Source organism: Cupriavidus sp. NPDC089707 (genome assembly GCF_044748965.1).
Lineage (GTDB): Bacteria > Pseudomonadota > Gammaproteobacteria > Burkholderiales > Burkholderiaceae > Cupriavidus.
Window position 1 is genome coordinate 57,074 of record NZ_JBIVHB010000004.1, and the last position, 19,977, is coordinate 77,050.

At 68.2% G+C, this 19,977-nt stretch carries 19 protein-coding genes; 7 read left to right on the top strand and 12 right to left on the bottom strand.

The features are described from left to right. The first annotated feature begins 58 nt into the window (after nt 1–58). Nucleotides 59–1,165, top strand: coding sequence for an NAD(P)/FAD-dependent oxidoreductase (locus ACIP1U_RS08820; RefSeq protein WP_400314004.1), 1,107 nt, complete (start codon nt 59–61; stop codon nt 1,163–1,165). On the opposite strand, the gene ACIP1U_RS08825 is transcribed toward ACIP1U_RS08820, so the two are convergent. The 5 genes from ACIP1U_RS08825 to ACIP1U_RS08845 form a co-directional block, all read right to left on the bottom strand. Next, complete coding sequence (locus ACIP1U_RS08825) at nt 1,087–2,370, bottom strand: MFS transporter (protein WP_400314006.1); 1,284 nt, start codon at nt 2,368–2,370, stop codon at nt 1,087–1,089. The two genes, ACIP1U_RS08820 and ACIP1U_RS08825, sit on opposite strands and share 79 nt — an antisense overlap. Before the next feature lies 1 nt (nt 2,371). Continuing rightward, a complete protein-coding gene (gene aroC / locus ACIP1U_RS08830; RefSeq protein WP_400314009.1) occupies nt 2,372–3,490 on the bottom strand; it encodes a chorismate synthase in 1,119 nt (372 codons plus the stop codon). A gap of 74 nt (nt 3,491–3,564) precedes the next feature. Then, nucleotides 3,565–4,287, bottom strand: coding sequence for a glutathione S-transferase C-terminal domain-containing protein (locus tag ACIP1U_RS08835; protein ID WP_400314012.1), 723 nt, complete (start codon nt 4,285–4,287; stop codon nt 3,565–3,567). A 33-nt stretch (nt 4,288–4,320) separates the two neighbouring features. After that, nucleotides 4,321–6,219: an MFS transporter gene (locus tag ACIP1U_RS08840; protein WP_400314015.1), complete on the bottom strand. Its 1,899-nt coding sequence runs from the start codon at nt 6,217–6,219 to the stop codon at nt 4,321–4,323. A gap of 183 nt (nt 6,220–6,402) precedes the next feature. Next, nucleotides 6,403–6,846 (bottom strand): CBS domain-containing protein, encoded by a 444-nt coding sequence (locus tag ACIP1U_RS08845; RefSeq protein ID WP_400314018.1) that lies wholly within the window; start codon nt 6,844–6,846, stop codon nt 6,403–6,405. A gap of 237 nt (nt 6,847–7,083) precedes the next feature. On the opposite strand from ACIP1U_RS08845, the gene ACIP1U_RS08850 reads away from it, so the two are divergent. The 3 genes from ACIP1U_RS08850 to ACIP1U_RS08860 all read left to right on the top strand — a co-directional run bounded on the left by ACIP1U_RS08850 (nt 7,084) and on the right by ACIP1U_RS08860 (nt 9,632). Next, complete coding sequence (locus ACIP1U_RS08850) at nt 7,084–8,391, top strand: O-acetylhomoserine aminocarboxypropyltransferase (RefSeq protein WP_400314021.1); 1,308 nt, start codon at nt 7,084–7,086, stop codon at nt 8,389–8,391. Then, on the top strand, nt 8,391–9,215 hold the full coding sequence (locus ACIP1U_RS08855) for an alpha/beta fold hydrolase (protein WP_400314024.1): 825 nt from the start codon (nt 8,391–8,393) through the stop codon (nt 9,213–9,215). Before ACIP1U_RS08850 ends, ACIP1U_RS08855 begins: the two co-directional genes overlap by 1 nt. A gap of 99 nt (nt 9,216–9,314) precedes the next feature. Beyond that, nucleotides 9,315–9,632: an Mpo1-like protein gene (locus ACIP1U_RS08860; protein WP_400314025.1), complete on the top strand. Its 318-nt coding sequence runs from the start codon at nt 9,315–9,317 to the stop codon at nt 9,630–9,632. A gap of 301 nt (nt 9,633–9,933) precedes the next feature. Here the strand turns inward: ACIP1U_RS08860 and ACIP1U_RS08865 are convergent, their stop codons facing one another. Beyond that, nucleotides 9,934–11,286 carry a YihY family inner membrane protein gene (locus tag ACIP1U_RS08865; protein WP_400314027.1) on the bottom strand — a complete coding sequence of 451 codons (1,353 nt, stop codon included), beginning with the start codon at nt 11,284–11,286 and terminating at the stop codon, nt 9,934–9,936. A gap of 186 nt (nt 11,287–11,472) precedes the next feature. Here ACIP1U_RS08865 and wrbA point away from each other — a divergent pair, with 186 nt between their 5' ends. Genes wrbA through ACIP1U_RS08880 form a run of 3 tightly spaced genes read left to right on the top strand, consistent with a single transcriptional unit; the run spans nt 11,473 to nt 13,942 of the window. Further along, entirely contained in the window at nt 11,473–12,075 is a 603-nt protein-coding gene (wrbA, locus tag ACIP1U_RS08870; protein ID WP_400314028.1) for an NAD(P)H:quinone oxidoreductase, read from the top strand. Beyond that, nucleotides 12,072–12,491, top strand: a complete 420-nt coding sequence (locus ACIP1U_RS08875; RefSeq protein WP_400314030.1) for a DUF2069 domain-containing protein — start codon at nt 12,072–12,074, stop codon at nt 12,489–12,491. Before wrbA ends, ACIP1U_RS08875 begins: the two co-directional genes overlap by 4 nt. Before the next feature lie 32 nt (nt 12,492–12,523). Then, a complete protein-coding gene (locus ACIP1U_RS08880; RefSeq protein ID WP_400314032.1) occupies nt 12,524–13,942 on the top strand; it encodes an FAD-binding oxidoreductase in 1,419 nt (472 codons plus the stop codon). A gap of 6 nt (nt 13,943–13,948) precedes the next feature. Here the strand turns inward: ACIP1U_RS08880 and ACIP1U_RS08885 are convergent, their stop codons facing one another. The 6 genes from ACIP1U_RS08885 to ACIP1U_RS08910 all read right to left on the bottom strand — a co-directional run bounded on the left by ACIP1U_RS08885 (nt 13,949) and on the right by ACIP1U_RS08910 (nt 19,961). Then, nucleotides 13,949–14,815, bottom strand: a complete 867-nt coding sequence (locus tag ACIP1U_RS08885) for an N-formylglutamate amidohydrolase (protein ID WP_400314033.1) — start codon at nt 14,813–14,815, stop codon at nt 13,949–13,951. Between the two features lie 2 nt (nt 14,816–14,817). Beyond that, nucleotides 14,818–15,858, bottom strand: a complete 1,041-nt coding sequence (locus ACIP1U_RS08890) for a porin (protein WP_400314035.1) — start codon at nt 15,856–15,858, stop codon at nt 14,818–14,820. A 165-nt stretch (nt 15,859–16,023) separates the two neighbouring features. Continuing rightward, complete coding sequence (locus ACIP1U_RS08895) at nt 16,024–16,983, bottom strand: ABC transporter ATP-binding protein (RefSeq protein ID WP_400314037.1); 960 nt, start codon at nt 16,981–16,983, stop codon at nt 16,024–16,026. Then, on the bottom strand, nt 16,980–17,948 hold the full coding sequence (locus ACIP1U_RS08900) for an ABC transporter ATP-binding protein (RefSeq protein ID WP_400314039.1): 969 nt from the start codon (nt 17,946–17,948) through the stop codon (nt 16,980–16,982). The genes ACIP1U_RS08895 and ACIP1U_RS08900 overlap by 4 nt, the downstream gene beginning before the upstream one ends. Nucleotides 17,949–17,963: 15 nt before the next feature. Beyond that, nucleotides 17,964–18,935 (bottom strand): ABC transporter permease, encoded by a 972-nt coding sequence (locus ACIP1U_RS08905; protein WP_400314041.1) that lies wholly within the window; start codon nt 18,933–18,935, stop codon nt 17,964–17,966. Nucleotides 18,936–18,989: 54 nt separating this feature from the next. Continuing rightward, complete coding sequence (locus ACIP1U_RS08910; RefSeq protein WP_400314044.1) at nt 18,990–19,961, bottom strand: ABC transporter permease; 972 nt, start codon at nt 19,959–19,961, stop codon at nt 18,990–18,992. Nucleotides 19,962–19,977: the final 16 nt, after the last annotated feature.

A 19,977-nucleotide genomic window follows, 5' to 3' on the forward strand; every position in this document is an offset into this window, starting at 1 on the left:
ACGCAGTAGCCAGCACTGGCAACCACTGGCAACAAACCACAGCAACAAGGAAACGAGCATGGAAAAGGTGGATTGCGTCGTCATCGGCGCGGGTGTCGTAGGACTGGCAGCCGCGCGCGCCCTCGCGCTGCAGGGCCGCGAGGTCATCATCCTGGAAGCGGAGAACGCCTTCGGCACCATCACCAGCGCGCGCAACAGCGAGGTCATCCACGCCGGCATCTACTATCCCGCCGGTTCGCTGAAGGCAGAATTGTGCGTGCGCGGCAAGGCCATGCTGTACGACTATTGCGCCACGCACCACGTGGCGCACCAGCGCTGCGGCAAGCTGATCGTCGCCACCAGCGCGGCGCAGGTGGCCACGCTCGACGGCATCCGCGCCAAGGCCGCGGCCAACGGTGTCGATGACCTGCGGCTGCTCCCCCGCGACGAAGCGCAGGCGCTGGAGCCGCAGCTGCAATGCCATGCCGCGCTGCTGTCGCCCTCCACCGGCATCATCGACAGCCATGGCCTGATGACCGCACTGCTGGGCGATGCCGAGAACGCCGGTGCGATGCTGGCGGTGCAGTCACCGGTGCTGGGCGGCGCGATCACGCCGGAAGGGATTCGCCTGGAAGTGGGCAGCGAGGATGGCGGCGCCACCACGCTGCTGGCGCGCACAGTGGTGAACTCGGCCGGCCTGAGCGCGCCGGAACTGGCGCGCCGCCTCGATGGCATGCCCGAGGCCCATATCCCGCCGCAGTACTACGCCAAGGGCTGCTATTTCACGCTGGCCGGGCGCGCGCCGTTCTCACGGCTGATCTACCCGGTGCCCGAGGCTGCTGGCCTGGGCGTGCACCTGACGCTGGACCTGGGTGGCCAGGCGCGCTTTGGCCCCAATGTGCGCTGGATCGACGATATCGAGTACAGCGTCGACCCGGCCGATGCCGACAGCTTTTATGACGAGGTACGTCGCTACTGGCCGGGACTGGCCGACGGTGCGCTGCAGCCGGGCTATGCCGGCATCCGCCCCAAGATCAGCGGCCCGCACGAGTTGGCGGCGGACTTCCGCATCGATGGCCCCGCCGTGCACGGCGTGCCGGGGCTGGTTCACCTGTTCGGCATCGAGTCGCCGGGGTTGACCTCGTCGCTGGCGATCGCCGAGCGCGTCTGCGCCGCGCTGGCCTGAAGGGCATCGCCGCCTGCCGCACCCGCAGCGCGGAAGCTCATCGCCGCGCAGAAGGCACCGGCCGCCGCTGCCACGGCGGCCAGCCCGAAGGTGTGTTCGGGCGCCAGCGCATTCCAGGTCCAGCCCATCACCAGCCCGCCAAGCGTGCCGCCGACGCCGTAGGAAATCCCCGTGTACAGCGCCTGCCCACGCCCCTGCAGCGGCCCGGCGAACCATGCCTGCAGCCGCTTCAGGCTGGCGCTGTGGTGCGCGGCGAAGGTGGCGGCGTGCAATACCTGCACCAGCGCCATCAGCCAGGCAAATTGCGCGAAGTAGCCGGTCAGGCCAAAGCGGACGGCCGCCAGCACGAAGGTGCCCGCCAGGATGGTGCGCAGCGCGAAGCGCGCGAACAACAGGCCCTGGTAGTAGAAGAAAACGATCTCGGCGACCACGCCGATGGTCCACATCACGCCGATGGCGAACTTGCTGTAGCCAAGCCGCTCCAGCCACAGCGAATAGAACACGTATAGCGCGGCGTGCGCGAACATCATCAGGAAGGCCGACGCCAGGAACCACGCCACGTCCGGCCGGCGCAGCAGTGGCAGCGCGCGCGGCGTGGGCATGCGCGGGCCGTCGTCGGCGGCATCGCGCATGGTCAGCACCACCCCGGCCAGGATGGCCAGCAAGCCGCTGGCCACCCACGGAAAGGCACGCATGCCGACCGCCTCGAACAGCGCCCCGCCGGCCAGCACCGCGCCGATAAAGCCGACCGAGCCGAACATGCGGATACGGCCATAGCTATGGTCGAAGGCGCCATAGCGGCGCAGCGTGGAGATGGTAAGGGCATCGCCCAGCGGCGACATCGCGCTGGTGAGCAGGCTCAGCGTCAGCATCATCGCCATCATGCCGCCGTAGCTGCCCACGCCGGGCAGCATCAGGAACGCCAGCAGCGAGGTGAACGCGCTCACGCGCAGGATGCGCACGCGTGTGTGCATCACGTCGGACAGCCAGCCCCACAGGTAGGGCCCGACGATGCGGCTGACCTGGAAGCTTGCCATCAGCACGCCGATCTGCACGGGATTGAACCCGCGATCGGCGAAATACAGGCTCACGTACGGCGAGATGACGCCGACGTAGCCGTAGTAGCCAAGATAGAAAAGCCCGAAGCGGGCGTAATCCGGGCGAGCGGCGCCCGTTGCGCCACCAGCCTCAGGGAGGGTGGTCAACTCAGCGCATTGGCCGGCCTGCGCCGGCCTGCGCCGGAATATGCGGCGTGTCGGTCTTGACGTCGCCGCACTGCGCGCGGTGGCGCAGCGCGTGGTCCATCAGCACCAGCGCCAGCATGGCCTCGGCGATCGGCGTGGCGCGGATGCCGACGCACGGGTCGTGGCGGCCGAAGGTTTCGACCGTGGCGGCGTTGCCGGCCTTGTCGATCGACTCGCGCGGGGTGCGGATCGAGGACGTCGGCTTGATCGCCAGCGACACGGTGACGTCCTGGCCGGTGGAAATGCCGCCCAGCACGCCGCCGGAATTGTTGGTGCGGAAGCCCTCGGCGGTCAGCTCGTCGCCATGCACGCTGCCGCGCTGGGACACGCTGTCGAAGCCGGCGCCGATCTCCACGCCCTTGACCGCATTGATGCCCATCATCGCATGCGCGATATCTGCGTCGAGGCGGTCGAACAACGGCTCGCCCAGCCCGACCGGCACATTGCTGGCCACCACCTCGATGCGCGCGCCGACCGAATCGCCGTCGCGGCGCAGCGCGTCCATATAGGTTTCCAGCTCGGGGATGATGTCGGCGTTGGGCGCGAAGAACGGGTTCTCGGGCACATGCGACCAGTCGGAGAATGGCACTGCAATCTCGCCGAGCTGCGACATATAGCCCCGGATCTCGGTGCCGTACTGCTCGCGCAGCCACTTCTTGGCCACCGCCGCCGCGGCGACCACCGGCGCGGTCAGGCGAGCCGACGACCGGCCGCCGCCGCGATAGTCGCGGATGCCGTACTTCTGCCAGTAGGTGTAGTCGGCGTGGCCCGGGCGGAAGGTCTCGACGATATTGCCGTAGTCCTTGCTGCGCCGGACGGAGACGCGGATCAGCAGGCAGATCGGCGTGCCGGTGGTCTTGCCCTCGAACACGCCGGACAGGATCTCGACCTGGTCGGGTTCCTTGCGCTGGGTGACGTGGCGCGAGGTGCCGGGCTTGCGGCGGTCCAGGTCGCCCTGGATGTCGGCCTCGCTCAGCGCCATGCCCGGCGGGCAGCCATCCACCACCGCGCCGATGGCGGGGCCGTGCGATTCGCCGAAGGTGGTGACAGTGAAGAGCAGGCCAAGGGTGTTGCCGGACATGATGGAAACCGCACAGAAATTGGGGACGGCCTCCATTGTAAGGCCATTGCCTGCCCGCTGGCGGCCCGCCAGGCTCAGGCCGCCGCGGTTTTCGGTGCGAATTCGGGGTAGAACTCCGCCCGCATCCGTTCCATATAGGCCACCAGGTTGACATGCCCTTCCGCCGCGGTGCGGATCGGCGTGTCGAAAACCGGGCACAGCAGGCTGCCGGCAAAGGCGAACAGCGTGGCGTCGGCGCCGCAAGGCTTGTCGCCCATCAGGTAACGCTTGTCGCCCAGGATATCGGCGATCGAGGTTATGCCCTTGCTGGCCAGCGCCACCAGTTCTTCGTCGCTGTGCCGGCCCAGCCCCTGCCCCCACAGCGTCTTCTTGACCTTGTAGCGCACCAGCCGCTCCGCCAGTCCACGCACCGGCGCTGGCACGCCGCGGAAGAACTGCGCCGGGCCGCGGTCGAAATTGGCCTGGTCGAGCCAGCGCACCCGCGCCACCGCCCAGTACAGGTGGTCTTCCATCAGCTTTTCGGCAGCCCAGGCAACGCCGCGCTCGGCCGGGCTCAGGCCGGCGTCGAAGTCAATGTGGTAGGTCTTCTCGATATGCCAGCGGATCATGGTCGAATCCGCCACGATGCGGCCCATGTCATCCAGGTACGGCAGCTTGCCCTTGGGCGCGCGCCGCAGGCTGCCGGGGCGCGCGTGGTACGGCAGGCCGGCAAGCTTGAGCAGCATCTCGGCCTTGGTGACGAACGGGCTGGCGTCAGGCAGCCCGAAGGCCGGGCCGAAGGTATAGAGCGTGATCATCGTGAGTCGGACTCCGCGTAGTGGAACATGCGTTCAGCGCCAGTCGCCGCGCAGGGCCTGCACCATCTGCTGCAACCCTTCGGGCGTGGCGGCTTCCGGCGGCACCGGCTCGCCCACCACCAGCTCCAGCCGGCTCAGGATGCCGCGGCGGAACGGCCGCGACATCGCCGGCGCGTCCTTGCGCGAGAAGAAGCTGCCCCACAGCCCGCGCAGCGCCATCGGTACCACCGGCACCGGCGTGCGGCGGATGATCTGCTGCACGCCCTGGCGGAACGGGCTGATCTCGCCGGTCGCGGTGATCTTGCCCTCCGGGAAGATGCAGACCAGGTCGCCCTCCTCCAGCGCCTGTGCCACGCTGTCGTACGCGCGCTTGAGCATGTCCGGGTGTTCGTGCGCGGGCGCGATCGGGATCGCGCGGGCCTGGCGGAAGAACCACGACAGCAGCGGCACGCTGAAGATGCGGTAGTCCATCACGAAGCGCACCGGGCGCGGGCTGCAAGCCATCAGCACGACCGCGTCGGCAAAGCTGACATGGTTGCAGACCAGCACCGCCGGGCCGTCGGCGGGGATGCGCTCGGCATTTACGCGACGCAGCCGGTACACGGTGTGCACCAGGATCCAGGCAATGAAGCGCAGCAGGAATTCCGGCACCAGCGAATAGATATAGACCGCCACCACCGCATTGAGCAGCCCCACCACCAGGTACAGCTGCGGGATGCTGTAGCCGGCCAGCGCCATCGCCACGCCCAGCAGCGACGCCGCGATCATGAAGAAGCTGTTCAGGATATTGTTGGCGGCGATGATGCGCGCGCGGTGCGTGGGCGCGCTGCGGCTCTGGATCAGCGCGTACAGCGGCACGCTGTAGAAGCCGCCGAACATCGCCAGCAGGAACAGGTCGGCCAGCACGCGCCAGTGGCTCGCTTCGGCCAAGAAGCCGGCGATGCCGGTGAGCGCGGCCGGCGGCTGCCCGTGGCTGGCAAAGTACAGGTCGATGGCGAACACCGTCATGCCGATCGAGCCGAACGGCACCAGCCCGATCTCGACATGGCGCCCGGACAGCCGTTCGCACAGCAGCGAGCCGGTGCCGATGCCCAGCGAGAACACCGCCAGCAGCAGCGTGACCACGTTCTGGTCGCCGCCCAGCACATCCTTGGCATAGCTGAAGAACGAGGTCAGGAAGGTCGCGCCGAGGAACCACAACCACGAAATCCCGAGCAGGCTCAGGAATACCGTGCGATTGCCGCGCGCCAGCACCAGGTTGCGCCACGTTTCGGAAAACGGGTTCCAGTTGATGCGCAGTTCGGGCTGCGGCGCCGGCGACATCGGGATCCGGCCCGACACCGCGCGCCCGGCCACGGCAATCGCCACGCACACGGCACCGACATACAGCGGCCCCACCACCGCGCCGCCCTGCTGCAGTCCCGCCAGTTCGCCGCCGACCAGCGTGCCGATCAGGATCGCGACGAAGGTGCCCATCTCGACCAGCCCGTTGCCGCCGACCAGTTCGCTTTCATCCAGGTGCTGCGGCAGGTAGGCAAACTTGACCGGCCCGAACAGCGTCGAATGCAGCCCCATCAGGAACGTCCCGGCGTACAGCAGCGGCGCGCTATGCCAGGCAAAGCCAGCCAGGCCCAGCACCATGATGGCGATTTCCAGCGACTTGACCAGCCGGATCAGGCGCGCCTTCTCCATCTTGTCGGCGACCTGCCCGCTGGTGGCGGAGAACAGCACGAACGGCGCGATAAAGATGGCCGAGATCAGGAACGCGGCGCTGCGCGCGTCCACGCCCTCGAACAGCGCCGTGTGGTAGGTCACCAGCGAGGTGAAGGCGACCTTGAAGACGTTGTCGTTCATCGCCCCCAGGAACTGGGTCCAGAAAAAGGGGGCGAAGCGGCGTGCGCCGAGCAGTCGGAACTGGCTGTGTTGGCTCATGGATGACCGGTCGGCCTGCTGGGGCCGCCGCGGAAATGGAAACGCCGGCAAGTTTGCCGGAGCCGGAAACCGGCCGCCATCATGCCACCACCACGCGGCCGCGCGGCGTCAGTCGCAACAATTTTCCGAAGGGAGCTACAGGATAGGCTGCCCCGCCGCCGAGGGCGGGCGCAGGCCGGGCGTTCAGGCCCGTTCTTCCGGCCAGTCGCGGATATAGGCCTTGAGCATCTTGTTCTCGAAGCTCTGGTCCTCGACCACCGCCTTGGCGACGTCGTAGAAGGAAATCACGCCCATCAGCGTGCGGTTGTCGAGCACAGGCAGGTAGCGGGTGTGACGCTCAAGCATCATCCGGCGCACCTCGTTCACATCGGTTTCCATGGTGCAGGTCAGCGGCGCATCGTCCATCACCTTGCGGATGCTGCTGGTGCCAAGGGTGCCGCCGTTGCGGGCGAGTGTCTCGATGATCTCGCGGAAAGTCAGCATGCCGACCAGGTCGCCGTACTCCATGACCACCAGCGAGCCGATATCGCGCTCGGCCATGGTGTTGACGGCGACCAGCAAGGAGGTGTCAGGCGTCACGGTGTAGAGCGTATTGCCCTTGATCTGCAGGATGTCGCTGACTTTCATGTTGGTCTCCGCTGCCTTGTACTGAGCTGTGCTGAACTGCGCCGAATGCATCGCGGGGGCGATGCCGGCCACTTCGTTATCTGTTTAGGGATGTGCGGGCAGAGATGCCCGTGCAACCGATCCTAGCCCAAACCAGCCGGCAAAGTAAAGCAGGAGGCCGGTTTGCGGGGGATCAGCCAGCGTGGGCGTGCGCACGGTGCTACGATGCTGGCCGGAGATCACTACACCCGACCGACCATGTCCGGAACTCGCTTCGATACGCTGGCGCTGCACGCCGGCGCCGCGCCCGACCCCACCACCGGGGCTCGCGCGACCCCCATCCACCTGACCACCTCCTTCGTGTTCCGCGACAGCGAGCACGCGGCGTCGCTGTTCAACATGGAGCGGGCGGGCCACGTCTATTCGCGCATCTCCAACCCGACCGTGGCGGTGCTGGAAGAGCGTATCGCCGCGCTGGAGAACGGCGCCGGCGCGATCGCCACCGCCTCGGGCCAGGCCGCGCTGCACCTCGCCGTGGCCACGCTGATGGGGGCCGGCTCGCACGTGGTGGCGTCGTCGGCGCTGTACGGCGGCTCGCACAACCTGCTGCACTACACGCTGCGCCGCTTTGGCATCGAGACCACCTTCGTCAAGGCGCGCGACATCGATGCCTGGCGCGCCGCGATCCGCCCCAATACCAGACTGCTGTTCGGGGAGACGCTGGGCAACCCGGGGCTGGACGTGCTCGACATCCCCACGCTGGCGCAGCTCGGCCAGGACCACGGCATCCCGCTGCTGGTCGATTCGACCTTCACCACGCCCTACCTGCTGCGCCCGTTCGATCTCGGCGCCGGCCTGCTCTACCACTCGGCGACCAAGTTCCTCGGCGGCCACGGCACCACCATCGGCGGCGTGCTCGTGGAGGGCGGGACCTTCGACTTCGAGAAGTCGGGCCGCTTCCCCGAACTGTCAGAGCCGTACGAAGGCTTCCACAACATGGTGTTCACCGAGGAAAGCACGGTGGCGCCCTTCCTGCTGCGCGCGCGCCGCGAAGGCCTGCGCGATTTCGGCGCCTGCATGAACCCGATGGCCGCGTGGCAGCTGCTGCAGGGCGTGGAGACGCTGCCGCTGCGCATGAGCCGCCATGTCGACAACACCCGCAAGGTGGTGCAGTTCCTGGCTTCGCACCCGATGGTGGAGTCGGTGTCCTACCCCGAGCTGGAATCGCACCCCGACTACGAACTGGCCAAGCGCCTGCTGCCGCGCGGCTGCGGCGCGGTGTTCAGCTTCAACCTGAAGGGCAACCGCCTGGCCGGCCAGCGCTTCATTGAAAGCATGTCGCTGTTCTCGCACCTGGCCAACGTGGGCGATGCGCGCTCGCTGGTGATCCACCCAGCGTCCACCACGCACTTCCGCATGGACGCGGCGGCGCTGCAGTCGGCCGGCATTGCCGAGGGCACCATCCGCCTGTCGGTCGGCCTGGAAGATCCGGACGACCTGATCGACGATCTCAAGCGCGGCCTGAAGGCCGCCGAGAAGACCATGAGCAAGGGAGGGCAGGCCTGATGGAACTGAACGTTGCAGGCCAGCCGGCCTACGCCTATACCGGGGGCAAACCCTTCGACGCCGCCCTGCCCTGCGCCGTGTTCGTCCATGGCGCGCAGAACGACCACAGCGTATGGGCGCTGCAGACGCGCTGGTTCGCCAACCATGGCTTCTCGGTGCTGGCGGTGGACCTGCCCGGCCACAACCGCAGCCAGGGCACGCCGCTGGCCACCGTCGAGGCAATGGCCGACTGGGTGATGGCAGTGGTGGCCGCCGCCGGCGTCAAGGCGCCGGCCTTCGTGTTCGGGCACAGCATGGGCTCGCTGATCGCGCTGGAATGCGCGGCGCGGCATCCGCAGGCGGTGCGCGGCATCGCCCTGCTGGCCACCGCCTACCCGATGAAGGTTTCCGATGCGCTGCTCGATGCGTCGCTGAACCGCGAGAGCGAGGCCATCGCCATGGTCAACGCCTGGTCGCATTCGAGCCTGGCCAACAAGCCCTCGTCGCCGGGCCCCGGCGCCTGGATGCAAGGCGGCAGCCAGCGGCTGATGGAGCGCGTATCGCACAACAACCCGCAGGCACATGTGTTCCACAACGACTTCTCCGCCTGCAATGCCTACGCGCACGGCGAGGAAGCCGCCGCCGCGATGGCCTGCCCGGCGCTGTTCATCACCGGCAGCAAGGACATGATGACCTCGCCCAAGGCGGCGCAGGCGCTGGCCGGCAAGATGGCGAAGGCAAGCCTGGTATCGGTGCCGTGCGGCCATGCTCTGATGGGGGAGCGCCCGGACGAAGTGCTGGACGCGCTGGCGGGCTTTGCGCGCAAGGTGGTGGCGGCCGGCTGATGGTGGCCCGGATGGCTGGCCGGCCACGCCGGCGGTCACCCTCCCTTCAGGGTCGTGGAAGGTCTACACTGCACAAAACAAGACCTGCCGGAGACAGCCATGGCCCACGCCCGCGCGCGCGAGTTCGAGAACTTCGCGGCCTTCTACCCCTACTACCTGAGCGAGCACCAGAACCGCACCTGCCGCCGGCTGCATTTCATCGGTTCGACCGTGGCGCTGTTGTGCCTGGCGGCAATGGTAGTGACCGGCAATGCATGGTGGCTGCTCGGCGCCGTGACCGCCGGCTACGCCTTCGCCTGGATCGGTCATTTCGGCTTCGAGAAAAACCGGCCGGCGACCTTCCGCCATCCGCTCTACAGCCTGATGGGCGACTGGGTCATGTACGCCGATATCTGGCGCGGCAAGATCCCGTTCTGACCACGCACGACCTAGAACCCATTTCACAATGAAGAAGGGGCGCGAAGGCTGCTGCCGGGCCGCAGGGCTAGGCGTGGCCGACGCCGCGTGGTCATTCCACGCAAGGAGGCCACAACAACGCCCTGCGGCCCGGCAGCAGCCTTCCCTTCGGGTTCAAGCCAGGCGCCGCGCATGCGTTGTTGCGGGCCTTGACCTTGGAATGACCAAGGCCGGCGGCCCGCGCCTAGCCTGCGCGGCGCCTGGCTTGAACGCGTCCCCTTCTTCATTGTGAAATGGGTTCTTAGCCCCGGCCCGCCGGGCATCACACCTGCCCGTGCCAGCCCGGCGGCACCACCTCCAGCGTGCGCCGCTGCGGCGCGGCGTCATCCGTAGCCGGCGGCAGGCCGGATGGCTGCTGGTTGAAGACCGGGTTGAAGACCACCTCCAGCGTCTGGTCCAGCCGCGGATTGTCCAGCACCGACCTGAGCGACTCGGCGCCACGCAGGTGCTGCGCCAGCGCGGTGCGCGGCAGCCGCGGCAGATTCAGCACCAGCCGGTCGTGCAGCATGCGCAGCGTCACCTGCGACGGATCGCACAGCAAGGCCCAGTGGGCCTGCCCGCGCTCCTGCTGTAACCGCCCGACCAGGTGCATGGCCTTTAGCTTGCCAAGCAACCCCGCCAGGTAATCCGCTTCCACGCGCAGCTTGCGTCCCAGGTCAAGTTCCCCCACGCTGCGCGGCACCTCGTCGCGGGCGCGGTAGAGCAGCAGCAGCACGCCCAGTGCGTCGAAGAACTCGCTGCCGGCAAAGGTGCGGCGGCGCCAGTAGCCCTGCCGGATCACCGGCAGGTTGGCGGCGATGGTGGCGCCCAGCAGCGTCACCAGCCAGCTGAGGTAGATCCACAGCAGGAAGATCGGCAGCGCCGCAAAGGTGCCGTAAACCGCCGTATACGCCGGAATATGCGTGATGAAATAGCCGAAGCCGCGCTTGGCAAACTCGAACGCAATCGCGGCCACCACACCGGCGACGATGGCATCGCGCCACTCCACGTAGGCATTGGGCACCGCGGTGTACAGGAAGGCAAAGGCCAGCGCCGACAGCACCACCGGCGTTGCGCTCACCAGCAGGCCGATCCCCATCGGCATGGTGCCGACGTAGCCCGCCGAGATCGAGATCAGATACGAACTGATCGACAGGCTGGCGCCGATCAGCACCGGCCCGAAGGTCAGCACCGCCCAGAACACCAGCACCCGCTGCGCCAGCGGGCGGCGCTGCTTGACGCGCCAGATCGCGTTGAGCGCGTCCTCCACCGTCAGCATGGTCAGCACCGACGTCACCATCAACGCGCCCAGGCCCATCGCCGTCAGCCCGCGCGCGCTCTTGGCGAACTGGCCGATGTAGCGCGAGATCGATTCGCTGACGTTGCCGGGAATCAGGTTCTGGAACAGGAACGCCTCGATGGCATTGCGGAAATCGCGGAACACCGGGAACGCGGCCAGCAGCGCGAACGCCACCGTCAGCACCGGCACCACGGCCAGCACGGTGGTAAAGGTCAGGCTCGCGGACACCTGCGGCAGCCGGTCCTCGCCGGCGCGGCGCACGACATAGCGCGCCAGTGCGCGGACCTTCTGCAGGTTCCATTCCCTGCGCAGACGGACAACGCGGGTACCAAGCATGCGGCAGCAATCTCCCTGGATGGATGGATCGATTCGAACGATGGCAGCGGCCGGCAGGCGGACGGGCGACTGCCGGGATGCGGCAGCGGCGCTTCGCGGGGGAGCGCGCGCGGGGGCACATCTATAATACGCGCATTGCCTGCGGCACCTGCCGCCCCTTTCCGGCAGCGCCGGCCATCCCGCTCCATGACCGACATCCTCGTCCTGTATTACAGCCGCCACGGCAGCACCCGCAAACTCGCCGAACTGATCGCCCACGGCATCGACAGCGTCCCCGGCGCCCAGGCGCGCCTGCGCACGGTGCCGCCGGTATCGACCGTGTGCGAGGCCACCGCCCCCGACATCCCCGCCGACGGCCCGCCCTATGCCGAGCTGCGCGACCTGGAAGAGTGCGCGGGCCTGGCGCTGGGCAGCCCCACGCGCTTCGGCAACATGGCCGCGCCGGTCAAATACTTTTTGGACGGCACCGTGGCCCAGTGGCTGTCGGGCGCGCTGACTGGCAAGCCCGCCTGCGTGTTCACCGCCACCGGCAGCCTGCACGGCGGCCAGGAGACCACGCTGCTGTCGATGATGCTGCCGCTGCTGCACCACGGCATGCTGATCATGGGCCTGCCCTATTCCGAGAAGGGCCTGATGACGACCACGTCGGGCGGCACGCCGTACGGCCCGAGCCACCATGCCTACGTCGACAACCGCGGCCCCATCACCGACGACGAGTCGGCACTGGCGATGGCCATGGGCCGGCGCCTGGCGCAAGCCGCGCTGCGCCTGTCCGGAGCGCACGCATGAACGCGCCCGCCGACAGCGACATCGACAGCGACAGCGCGCTGCACAGCCCCTGGCTGCACCGGATCAGCGCCGGCAGCCTGGTGGCACTGATGGTGCTGTGCATTGCCTGGGAATGGTTCCTGGCGCCACTGCGCCCCGGCGGTTCGTGGATGATCATCAAGTTCGTGCCGCTGCTGCTGCCGCTGCGCGGCGTGCTGACGCGCAACCGCTACACCATGCAGTGGTCGTCGATGCTGATCCTGCTGTTCTTCACCGAAGGCATCGTGCGCGCCACCAGCGACCGCGGCTTCTCGGCGACGCTGGCCTGGGTGGAGGTGGCGCTGACGCTGGTGTTCTTCGTCAGCACCATCCTGTACCTGCGGCCGTACAAGCGCCGCGCCCGTGCGGCTGCCAAGGCCGCGCCGCAAAAGCGCTGAGCCGGTGCTCCCCACGAATCGATTCTTCGCCCATGACCTCGTCCCAAGAATCTTTCCTCGCCCTGTGCCGCGCCGCACTGGGCCCGCAGCACGTGCTGACCGAGGCCGCCGACAAGGCTCCCTACCTGACCGACTGGCGCAAGCGCTATAGCGGCGAGGCGCTGGCCGTGCTGCGTCCCGGCACCACCGAGGAAGTCGCCGCCGCGGTCCATGCCTGCCATGCGCACAAGGTCGCAGTGGTGCCGCAGGGCGGCAATACCGGCCTGTGCGGCGGCGCCACGCCGGCGGCCGGGCGCGATGCGGTGGTGCTGTCACTGCAACGGCTCAACCGCATCCGCCAGGTCGATCCGCTCAACAACACCATCACCGTCGAAGCCGGCGTGGTGCTGCAGCACCTGCAGGACGTGGCGCGCGAGCACGGCCGGCTGTTTCCGCTGAGCCTGGCGGCCGAGGGTAGCTGCACCATCGGCGGCAACCTGTCGACCAATGCGGGCGGCACCGCGGTGCTGCGCTACGGCAATACGCGCGAACTGTGCCTCGGGCTGGAAGTCGTGACGCCGACGGGCGACATCTGGCATGGCCTGCGCGGCCTGCGCAAGGACAATACTGGCTACGACCTGCGCGATTTGTATATCGGCGCCGAAGGCACCCTCGGCATCATCACCGCCGCTGTGATGAAGCTGTTCCCGCTGCCGCGTGCCTCGGTCACCGCGCTGGCGGCGGTGCAGAGCCCGTGCGCCGCGCTGGCGCTGCTGGCAATCGCGCAGTCGCATGCGGGTGCGATGCTGACCGGCTTCGAGCTGATGTCCGCGCGCTGCATGGCGCTGGTGACGCAGCACTATCCCCAGCTGCGCTACCCGTTCGCCGACATTCACCCGCAGCTGGTGCTGATGGAACTGTCCGACAGTGAAGGCGAAGCCCACGCGCGCGGCATCTTCGAAACGCTGATGAATGCCGCCTTCGACTCTGGCGTGGTGCTTGACGCCGTGGTGGCCGAGTCGGTGCAGCAGTCGCGCGACTTCTGGAACCTGCGCGAGCATATCCCGCTGGCGCAGGTCGAGGACGGCAAGAACATCAAGCACGATATCGCCATACCGGTCTCGCGCGTGGCGGACTTCATCGAGACCACCGACGCGCTGCTGCAGAACGCCTTCCCCGGCGCGCGCATGGTGACCTTCGGCCACCTTGGCGATGGCAACCTGCACTACAACGTCTCGCCGCCGGAAGGCGTCGACCATGACGCCTTCCTGGCCAACCAGGACCAGGTCAACCGTGTCGTGCACGATAGCGTGCGCTCGCACTGCGGTTCGATCTCGGCCGAGCATGGCGTGGGCCAACTCAAGCGCGAGGAACTGCGGCACTACAAGAGCGAGGTCGAGCTGGCGCTGATGCGCGCGATCAAGGGCGCCCTGGATCCGCTGGGGCTGATGAACCCGGGCAAGGTGCTCTGAGCAGGCTCATGCGCCGCGCGCCAGCTCCGCGCGGATATGGTCCGCCACGCGCTCGAGCAGTTGGTCGAGATGGCCGCGCAGCCTGGCAAACCCGTCATGCGGCACAAAGCGTGCCTCGTCCAGGTAGAGCGCGCGGTTGATCTCGATCTGCAGGCTGTAGCGGCCGCGCGCCGGGTCCGAATACGCCGTCACCAGTTCCGCGCCCTTGTACGGCCAGTTGATGCCGACATGGTAGCCAAAGCCGCGCAGGCATTGCCCTACCAGCTCGATAAATGCTTCCGGGCAAGTCGTGCCGTCACGGTTGCTGAGTACGAAGTCCGGCCGCTCCGAGCCATAGTCCACGTTCATGGCATTGCCGCGCGATTTCATCGAATGGCAGTCGAGATGCCACACCGCGCCGAAGCGCGCATGGTGCGCCGCCATCGCGCGGGCAAGCGCGGCATGGTAGGGATCGTAGTAGGTCTTCAGCAGTTGCTCGGCCATGGCAGGCGACAGCGGCGCGCCATAGACCGGCACGCCAGGCAGTGCCAGCCGGCGCAGCACGCCCATGCCACGGCCGGCCTTGTCGCTGGGCCGTAGCGCGAACGGCATGGCACCGTCGACCAGCGCAGGGTCGATATCGTCGCGGGCGCGGTTCACGTCCACCAGCCAGCGCGGGAACTCGGCGCGCAGCAGCGTGCCGCCCACCGCCGGCGCATGCGCGAACAGCTCGTCGACATAGGCATCCCAGCCCGTCAGCAGGGCTTCGGGCGAGGCCGCCAGCGGCAGCGCGGCAGGCAGGCTGCCGGCGCGGGCTTGGCCGCTGTGCGGAGAATCGACCATTAGCGGCAACGCCGCGCCAGCCGGTTCGGTCAGCGTATAGGGAAACGTCATGCTCAGAATTTGTGCTGGATGCCGATGCCGGCCGTGGTCACGGTATCGCCGGCCTTGTGCGAGTTCGGGTCCTCTCGATCGAAGAAGACATAAGGCATGGTGCGCTTGCTGAGGCGGTAGCCATAGGCGGCCTGCACTTTCTTCAGGCGGCCCTGCGGGTCGCGCTGCACCGCGCGCTCCATGTAGTTGACGGTCACGCTGTGCGCGCCGTACGGCACGGTGAAGCCGACCAGCCAGTACGGCACGTCGGTGCGCGTGGTGGCGGTGCCGGCGTAGCGGTCGCGACCGTAGAGCCCGTACACGTTGACCACGGTGAAGTCATAGGACGCCACCGCCTGCACCTTGTCGCGGAAGTCGTTGGCGACCAGCCCGCCGGTCTTGGCATCGCGCGAATAGCCCAGGCCCGCGGCAAACTTGCCCGCCGCATAGTTCAGGCCGATGTCGTACTGGCGGAAATCGTCTTCCGCCTTCACCGGCGAGCTGGCGTTGGGCGTGGCCGGATCAGGGCCGGCCAGGTTCACGCGCGCCCGCACGGAAAAGCCGCCAAAGTCGGGGGTCATGTAGCCGAGCGCATTGGACACGCGGTTGCGCGCATTCAGCACCTTGGTGCCGATCGCGGTGGCGCCGGCATCGTGGATGGCAAAGTCCACGTTCTGCGTCACCTGCGAATAGATCGGCGAACCGACGATGGTTGCCGAATCCAGCCGGCCCAGCGCAAACGCGCCAAAGCCGCCCTGCAGCCCGACGAAGGCATTGCGGAACTGCGGGTTGGTGGCCATGCCGCTGTCGGCAGCAAAGCCCTGCTCCAGGCCGAACGCGGCGCGCAGGCCGCCGCCGAGGTCTTCGCTGCCGCGCATGCCCCAGCGCGAGGCGTTGTCGACCATCTGCGTGGCCGAGCCTTCCGGTCCCTTCTGGTATTCGATGTCGGTATCGATGCGGCCGTACAGCGTCACCGATGCGTCGGCCGCGGCCGACAGCAGCGCCAGCGCGCTACCGATGCAGGCATGGCGTACGTGCCGCCGATATGGTCTGACTTGAATCATGGCTCTTCTCCCTTTCCTTGGTTGGCGGTGCATGACTTCCCCCGTTGGATTTCCCGTCTGCCGCGGTTCTCGTTCCTGCGCGCGGCGCGAACGCTCCCCGCCGTCCCGCCCTGGCGGGATGGCAGCGCAAATCCGGGAGCGAGGCGTGCCGCGCGCGGCGGCTAGCTAGTCATTCAGGTGGCAGGCGGAGAGGCGTCCGCCAACATCGCGCAGCACCGGCACTTCGGCGGCGCAGCGTGCGCTCGCATGCGGGCAGCGCGGATGGAAGGCGCAGCCGGTGGGCGGCGCCAGCGGGCTCGGCAACTCGCCACGGATCGGCTGGTGGCTGGCAGCGCCGCCGCCCAGCCGCGGCGCATCAGCCAGCAGCGCGCGGGTATAGGGATGGTTGGGCGCGGCGAACACGGTGCGGGCATCGCCGCTCTCGACGACGCGGCCCAGGTACATGATCGCGACGCGGTCTGACATGTGTTCCACCACCGCCAGGTTGTGGCTGATAAAGACGTAGGTCAGCCCATGCTCGCGCCGCAACTGCATGAACAGGTTGATGATCTGCGCCTGCACCGAGACATCGAGCGCGGACACGGCCTCATCGCAGATCAGCAGCCGCGGGCGCAGCGCCAGCGCGCGGGCAATCGCCACGCGCTGGCGCTGGCCGCCGGAGAACTCATGCGGATAGCGCTCGGCGTAGCTGGGGTCGAGCCCGACCTGCTGCAACAGTTCGCCGGCCAGCTCCGTCGCCCGCGCGCGGCTGACCATGCGGTGGTAGACCGCGCCCTCGGTAATGGCCTGGCCGATGCGCAGCCGCGGATTGAGCGAGGCGTAGGGATTCTGGAACACCATCTGCACCGCGCGGTGATAGCCGGCCGACGCGACATCCGCGCGCCGCCCTTCCCACGCGATCTCGCCGCCGCTCTGCGGCAGCAGCCCGGCCAGCATGCGGCCCAGCGTGGACTTGCCGCAGCCGGACTCGCCGACCACGCCCAGCACCTCGCCCTGGCGCACCTGCAGCGAGACCTCGTTGACGGCATGCACCGCCTGCACCGGTTTGCCTGCCATGCGGCCCAGCAGGCCGGGCTTGAGCGAAAATCGTTTCTGCAGCTGGCGGGTTTCAAGCAGCACAGTCATGCCGACTCCAATGGGTAAAAACAGCGCAGCGTGCGGCCGCGCAGCTGGGTTGCCGCGGGCGGCTGGCTGCAGGCCTCGCGCACGCGCGGGCAGCGCGGCGCGAAGGCGCATCCCGGCGGCAGCGCTGCCAATGCCGGCGCGGCGCCGGGAATGGCGCGCAGCGTGGCGCCGCGCATTCCAGGCGTGGGCAATGAGTCGAGCAGCCCGCGCGTGTAGGGATGCAGCGGCCGCGCGATCAGCTCGGCCACCGGCCCCTGCTCCACTATCCTGCCGGCGTACATCACGCAGACACGGTCGACCAGGTCCTTGACCACGGCCAGGTCATGGCTGATCCAGATCGCGGCGGCGCCGGTCTCGCGCACCAGCTGCTTCATCTCGAACAGGATCTGCGCCTGGATGGTGACGTCCAGCGCCGTGGTGGGCTCGTCGGCAATGATCAGGTCGGGCCGGTTGACCAGCGCATTGGCGATCGCCACGCGCTGGCGCATGCCGCCGGACAGCTCGTGCGGATAGGCGCGCATGCGTTCCTGCGGCGCCGGGATGCCCACGCGCGCCAGCGCATCGACCGCCTGCGCATGCGCCTGCGCGCGGGTGCGGCGGTGGTGCACCCGCACGGTCTCGACCAGCTGGTCGCCGACGCGCATCACCGGGTTCAGCGACATCATCGGATCCTGGAACACCATCGCGATGCGGTCGCCGCGCAGCGCCTGCCACTGGCGCGGCGAGCACGCCAGCAACTCCTGCCCCTTGAAGCGGACCGAGCCGCCGGTGACGCGCCCGGGCGGGTCCAGCAGGTTCATCAGCGAGAACGCCGTCACCGACTTGCCCGAACCGGACTCGCCGACGATGCCGAGGATCTCGCCCGGCTCCAGCGTGAAGGAGACATCGTCGACGGCCTTCAGTGCCTTGCGACCGTTGGCCAATGCAAAGCTGGTGCTCAGCCCGCAGACTTCCAGTAGTGCCATGTCCTTCTCCCGGCCTCAGCTGTCCAGCCGCGGGTTCAGCACGCGGCGCAGGCGGTCGCCCACCAGGTTGATCGAGCCGATCAGCAGCACCAGGGCCACGCCCGGGAAAATGCTGATCCAGTACTTGTTCGACAGCATGTACTCGAAGCCGTTGGCGATCAGCATGCCCAGCGACGGCTGCGTGCGCGGCAGGCCGATGCCGAGGAAGCTCATGGTCGCTTCCAGCGTGATTGCATGCGCGATCTGCAGCGTGCCGGTCACCACCAGCGGCGCCATGCAGTTGGGCAGGATATGGCGGAACATCACGCGCAGCGCCGGCAGCCCCTGGCCCAGCGCCGCCTCGACATACTCCTTGCGCCGTTCCACCTGCGCCGCGCCGCGCACCGTGCGCGCAAAGTAGGCCCACTGCACGATCACAAGTGCCAGCAGCGTCTTGTCCACGCCCTGCCCCAGCACGGCCAGCAGGATCAGCGCAACCAGCACCGCCGGCAGGCTCAGCTGCAGGTCGACCACGCGCATGATCGCGGCATCGACCACGCCGCCGAAGTAAGCCGCCGCAAGGCCAACGGCGCTGCCGACCATCAGCGCCACCACCGCGCTGATCACGCCCACGCCCACACTGATGCGGATGCCGTAGAAGATCGCGCTGACCAGGTCGCGGCCGGCGCCGTCGGTGCCGAGCCAGTAGTGCGCGTTGCCTTCATAGCCGGCGCTGCCGGGCGGCAGCTCGGCGTCGATCACCGACACCGTGGCCAGGTCATACGGGTTCTGCGGGCTGATGACATGGGCCAGCGCGGCCACCAGCAGCAGCACCACTAGCAGCGCCAGTGCAGCCGCCGCGACGCGGTTGGCGACGAAGCGCCGCAGCAGCGAGGGCCGCATGGAGGGCGGCGTGATGGGCGGCGTGATGGGCAGCGGCGCGGCAGGCGCGGCGGTTGCCGCCAGCGCCGGCCCGGCAGTGTCAGGTTGGGATGCAGGCAGGGACATCGATGGGTTCTCGTTCGTTTTCTATGACTTCTGTGAGGGTAGATGCAGCCGGGCTCAGCCCGCCTTGTGGCGCAGCCGCGGATCGAGCACCACGTAGAGCAGGTCGACCACCAGGTTCAGCACCACGAACAGCACCAGCGTGACCAGCAGGTAAGCCACCACCACCGGGCGGTCCAGCGCCAGCACCGAATCGATGATCAGCTTGCCCATGCCCGGCCACGAGAACACCGACTCGGTCACCACCGAGAAGGCGATCAGGTGGCCGAATTCCAGCCCGACCACGGTGACGATCGGAATCAGCACATTGGGCACCACGTGGCGCAGCACCAGCCGTGCGCCGCCCACGCCCTTGGCGCGGGCAAACTTGATGTATTCCTGCCCCGCCACTTCGCGCGTGCCGGCCTCGGCCAGCCGCGCCACCAGCGAGATCTTGAACAGCGACAGCGTCAGCGCCGGCAGCAGCAGGAAGCGGATGCCTTCCCAGCTGGTCACCGACAGCGGCATGCCGAGCACGTTGGTGACCGGACCTCGCCCGCCCGAAGGGAGCCAGCCCAGGTTCACCGAGAACACCAGGATGCCGATCATCCCGACCCAGAACGTCGGCATGATCACGCCGCCCAGCGAGCCCGCCATCAGCGCGCGCGCCAGCCGGCTGTCCGGCCTGAGCCCGGCGAACACGCCCATCGGGATGCCGATGCCCACCGACAGCAGCAGCGCGGTCACGGCCAGCTCCAGCGTGGCGGGCACGCGGCTGACGATCAGCTCGATCGCGGGACGGTTGTAGATAAAGGAATCGCCCAGGTCGCCGCGCAGCGCGCCCTGCATGAAACGCAGGTATTGCTGCGGCACCGGCAGGTCCAGACCGAGCGCGTGGCGCGCGTCGGCGATTTCCTGCTCGGTGGCGGTGGGGCTGACCAGCAGGTGCACCGGGTCGCCGATCAGGTTGACGGCGCAGAAGGTCAGCACCGACATCAGCCACAGCACGACAAGGCTTTGCAGCAGCCGCTTCAACAGGGTTTCAAGCATAGCGATCAGGACGGGA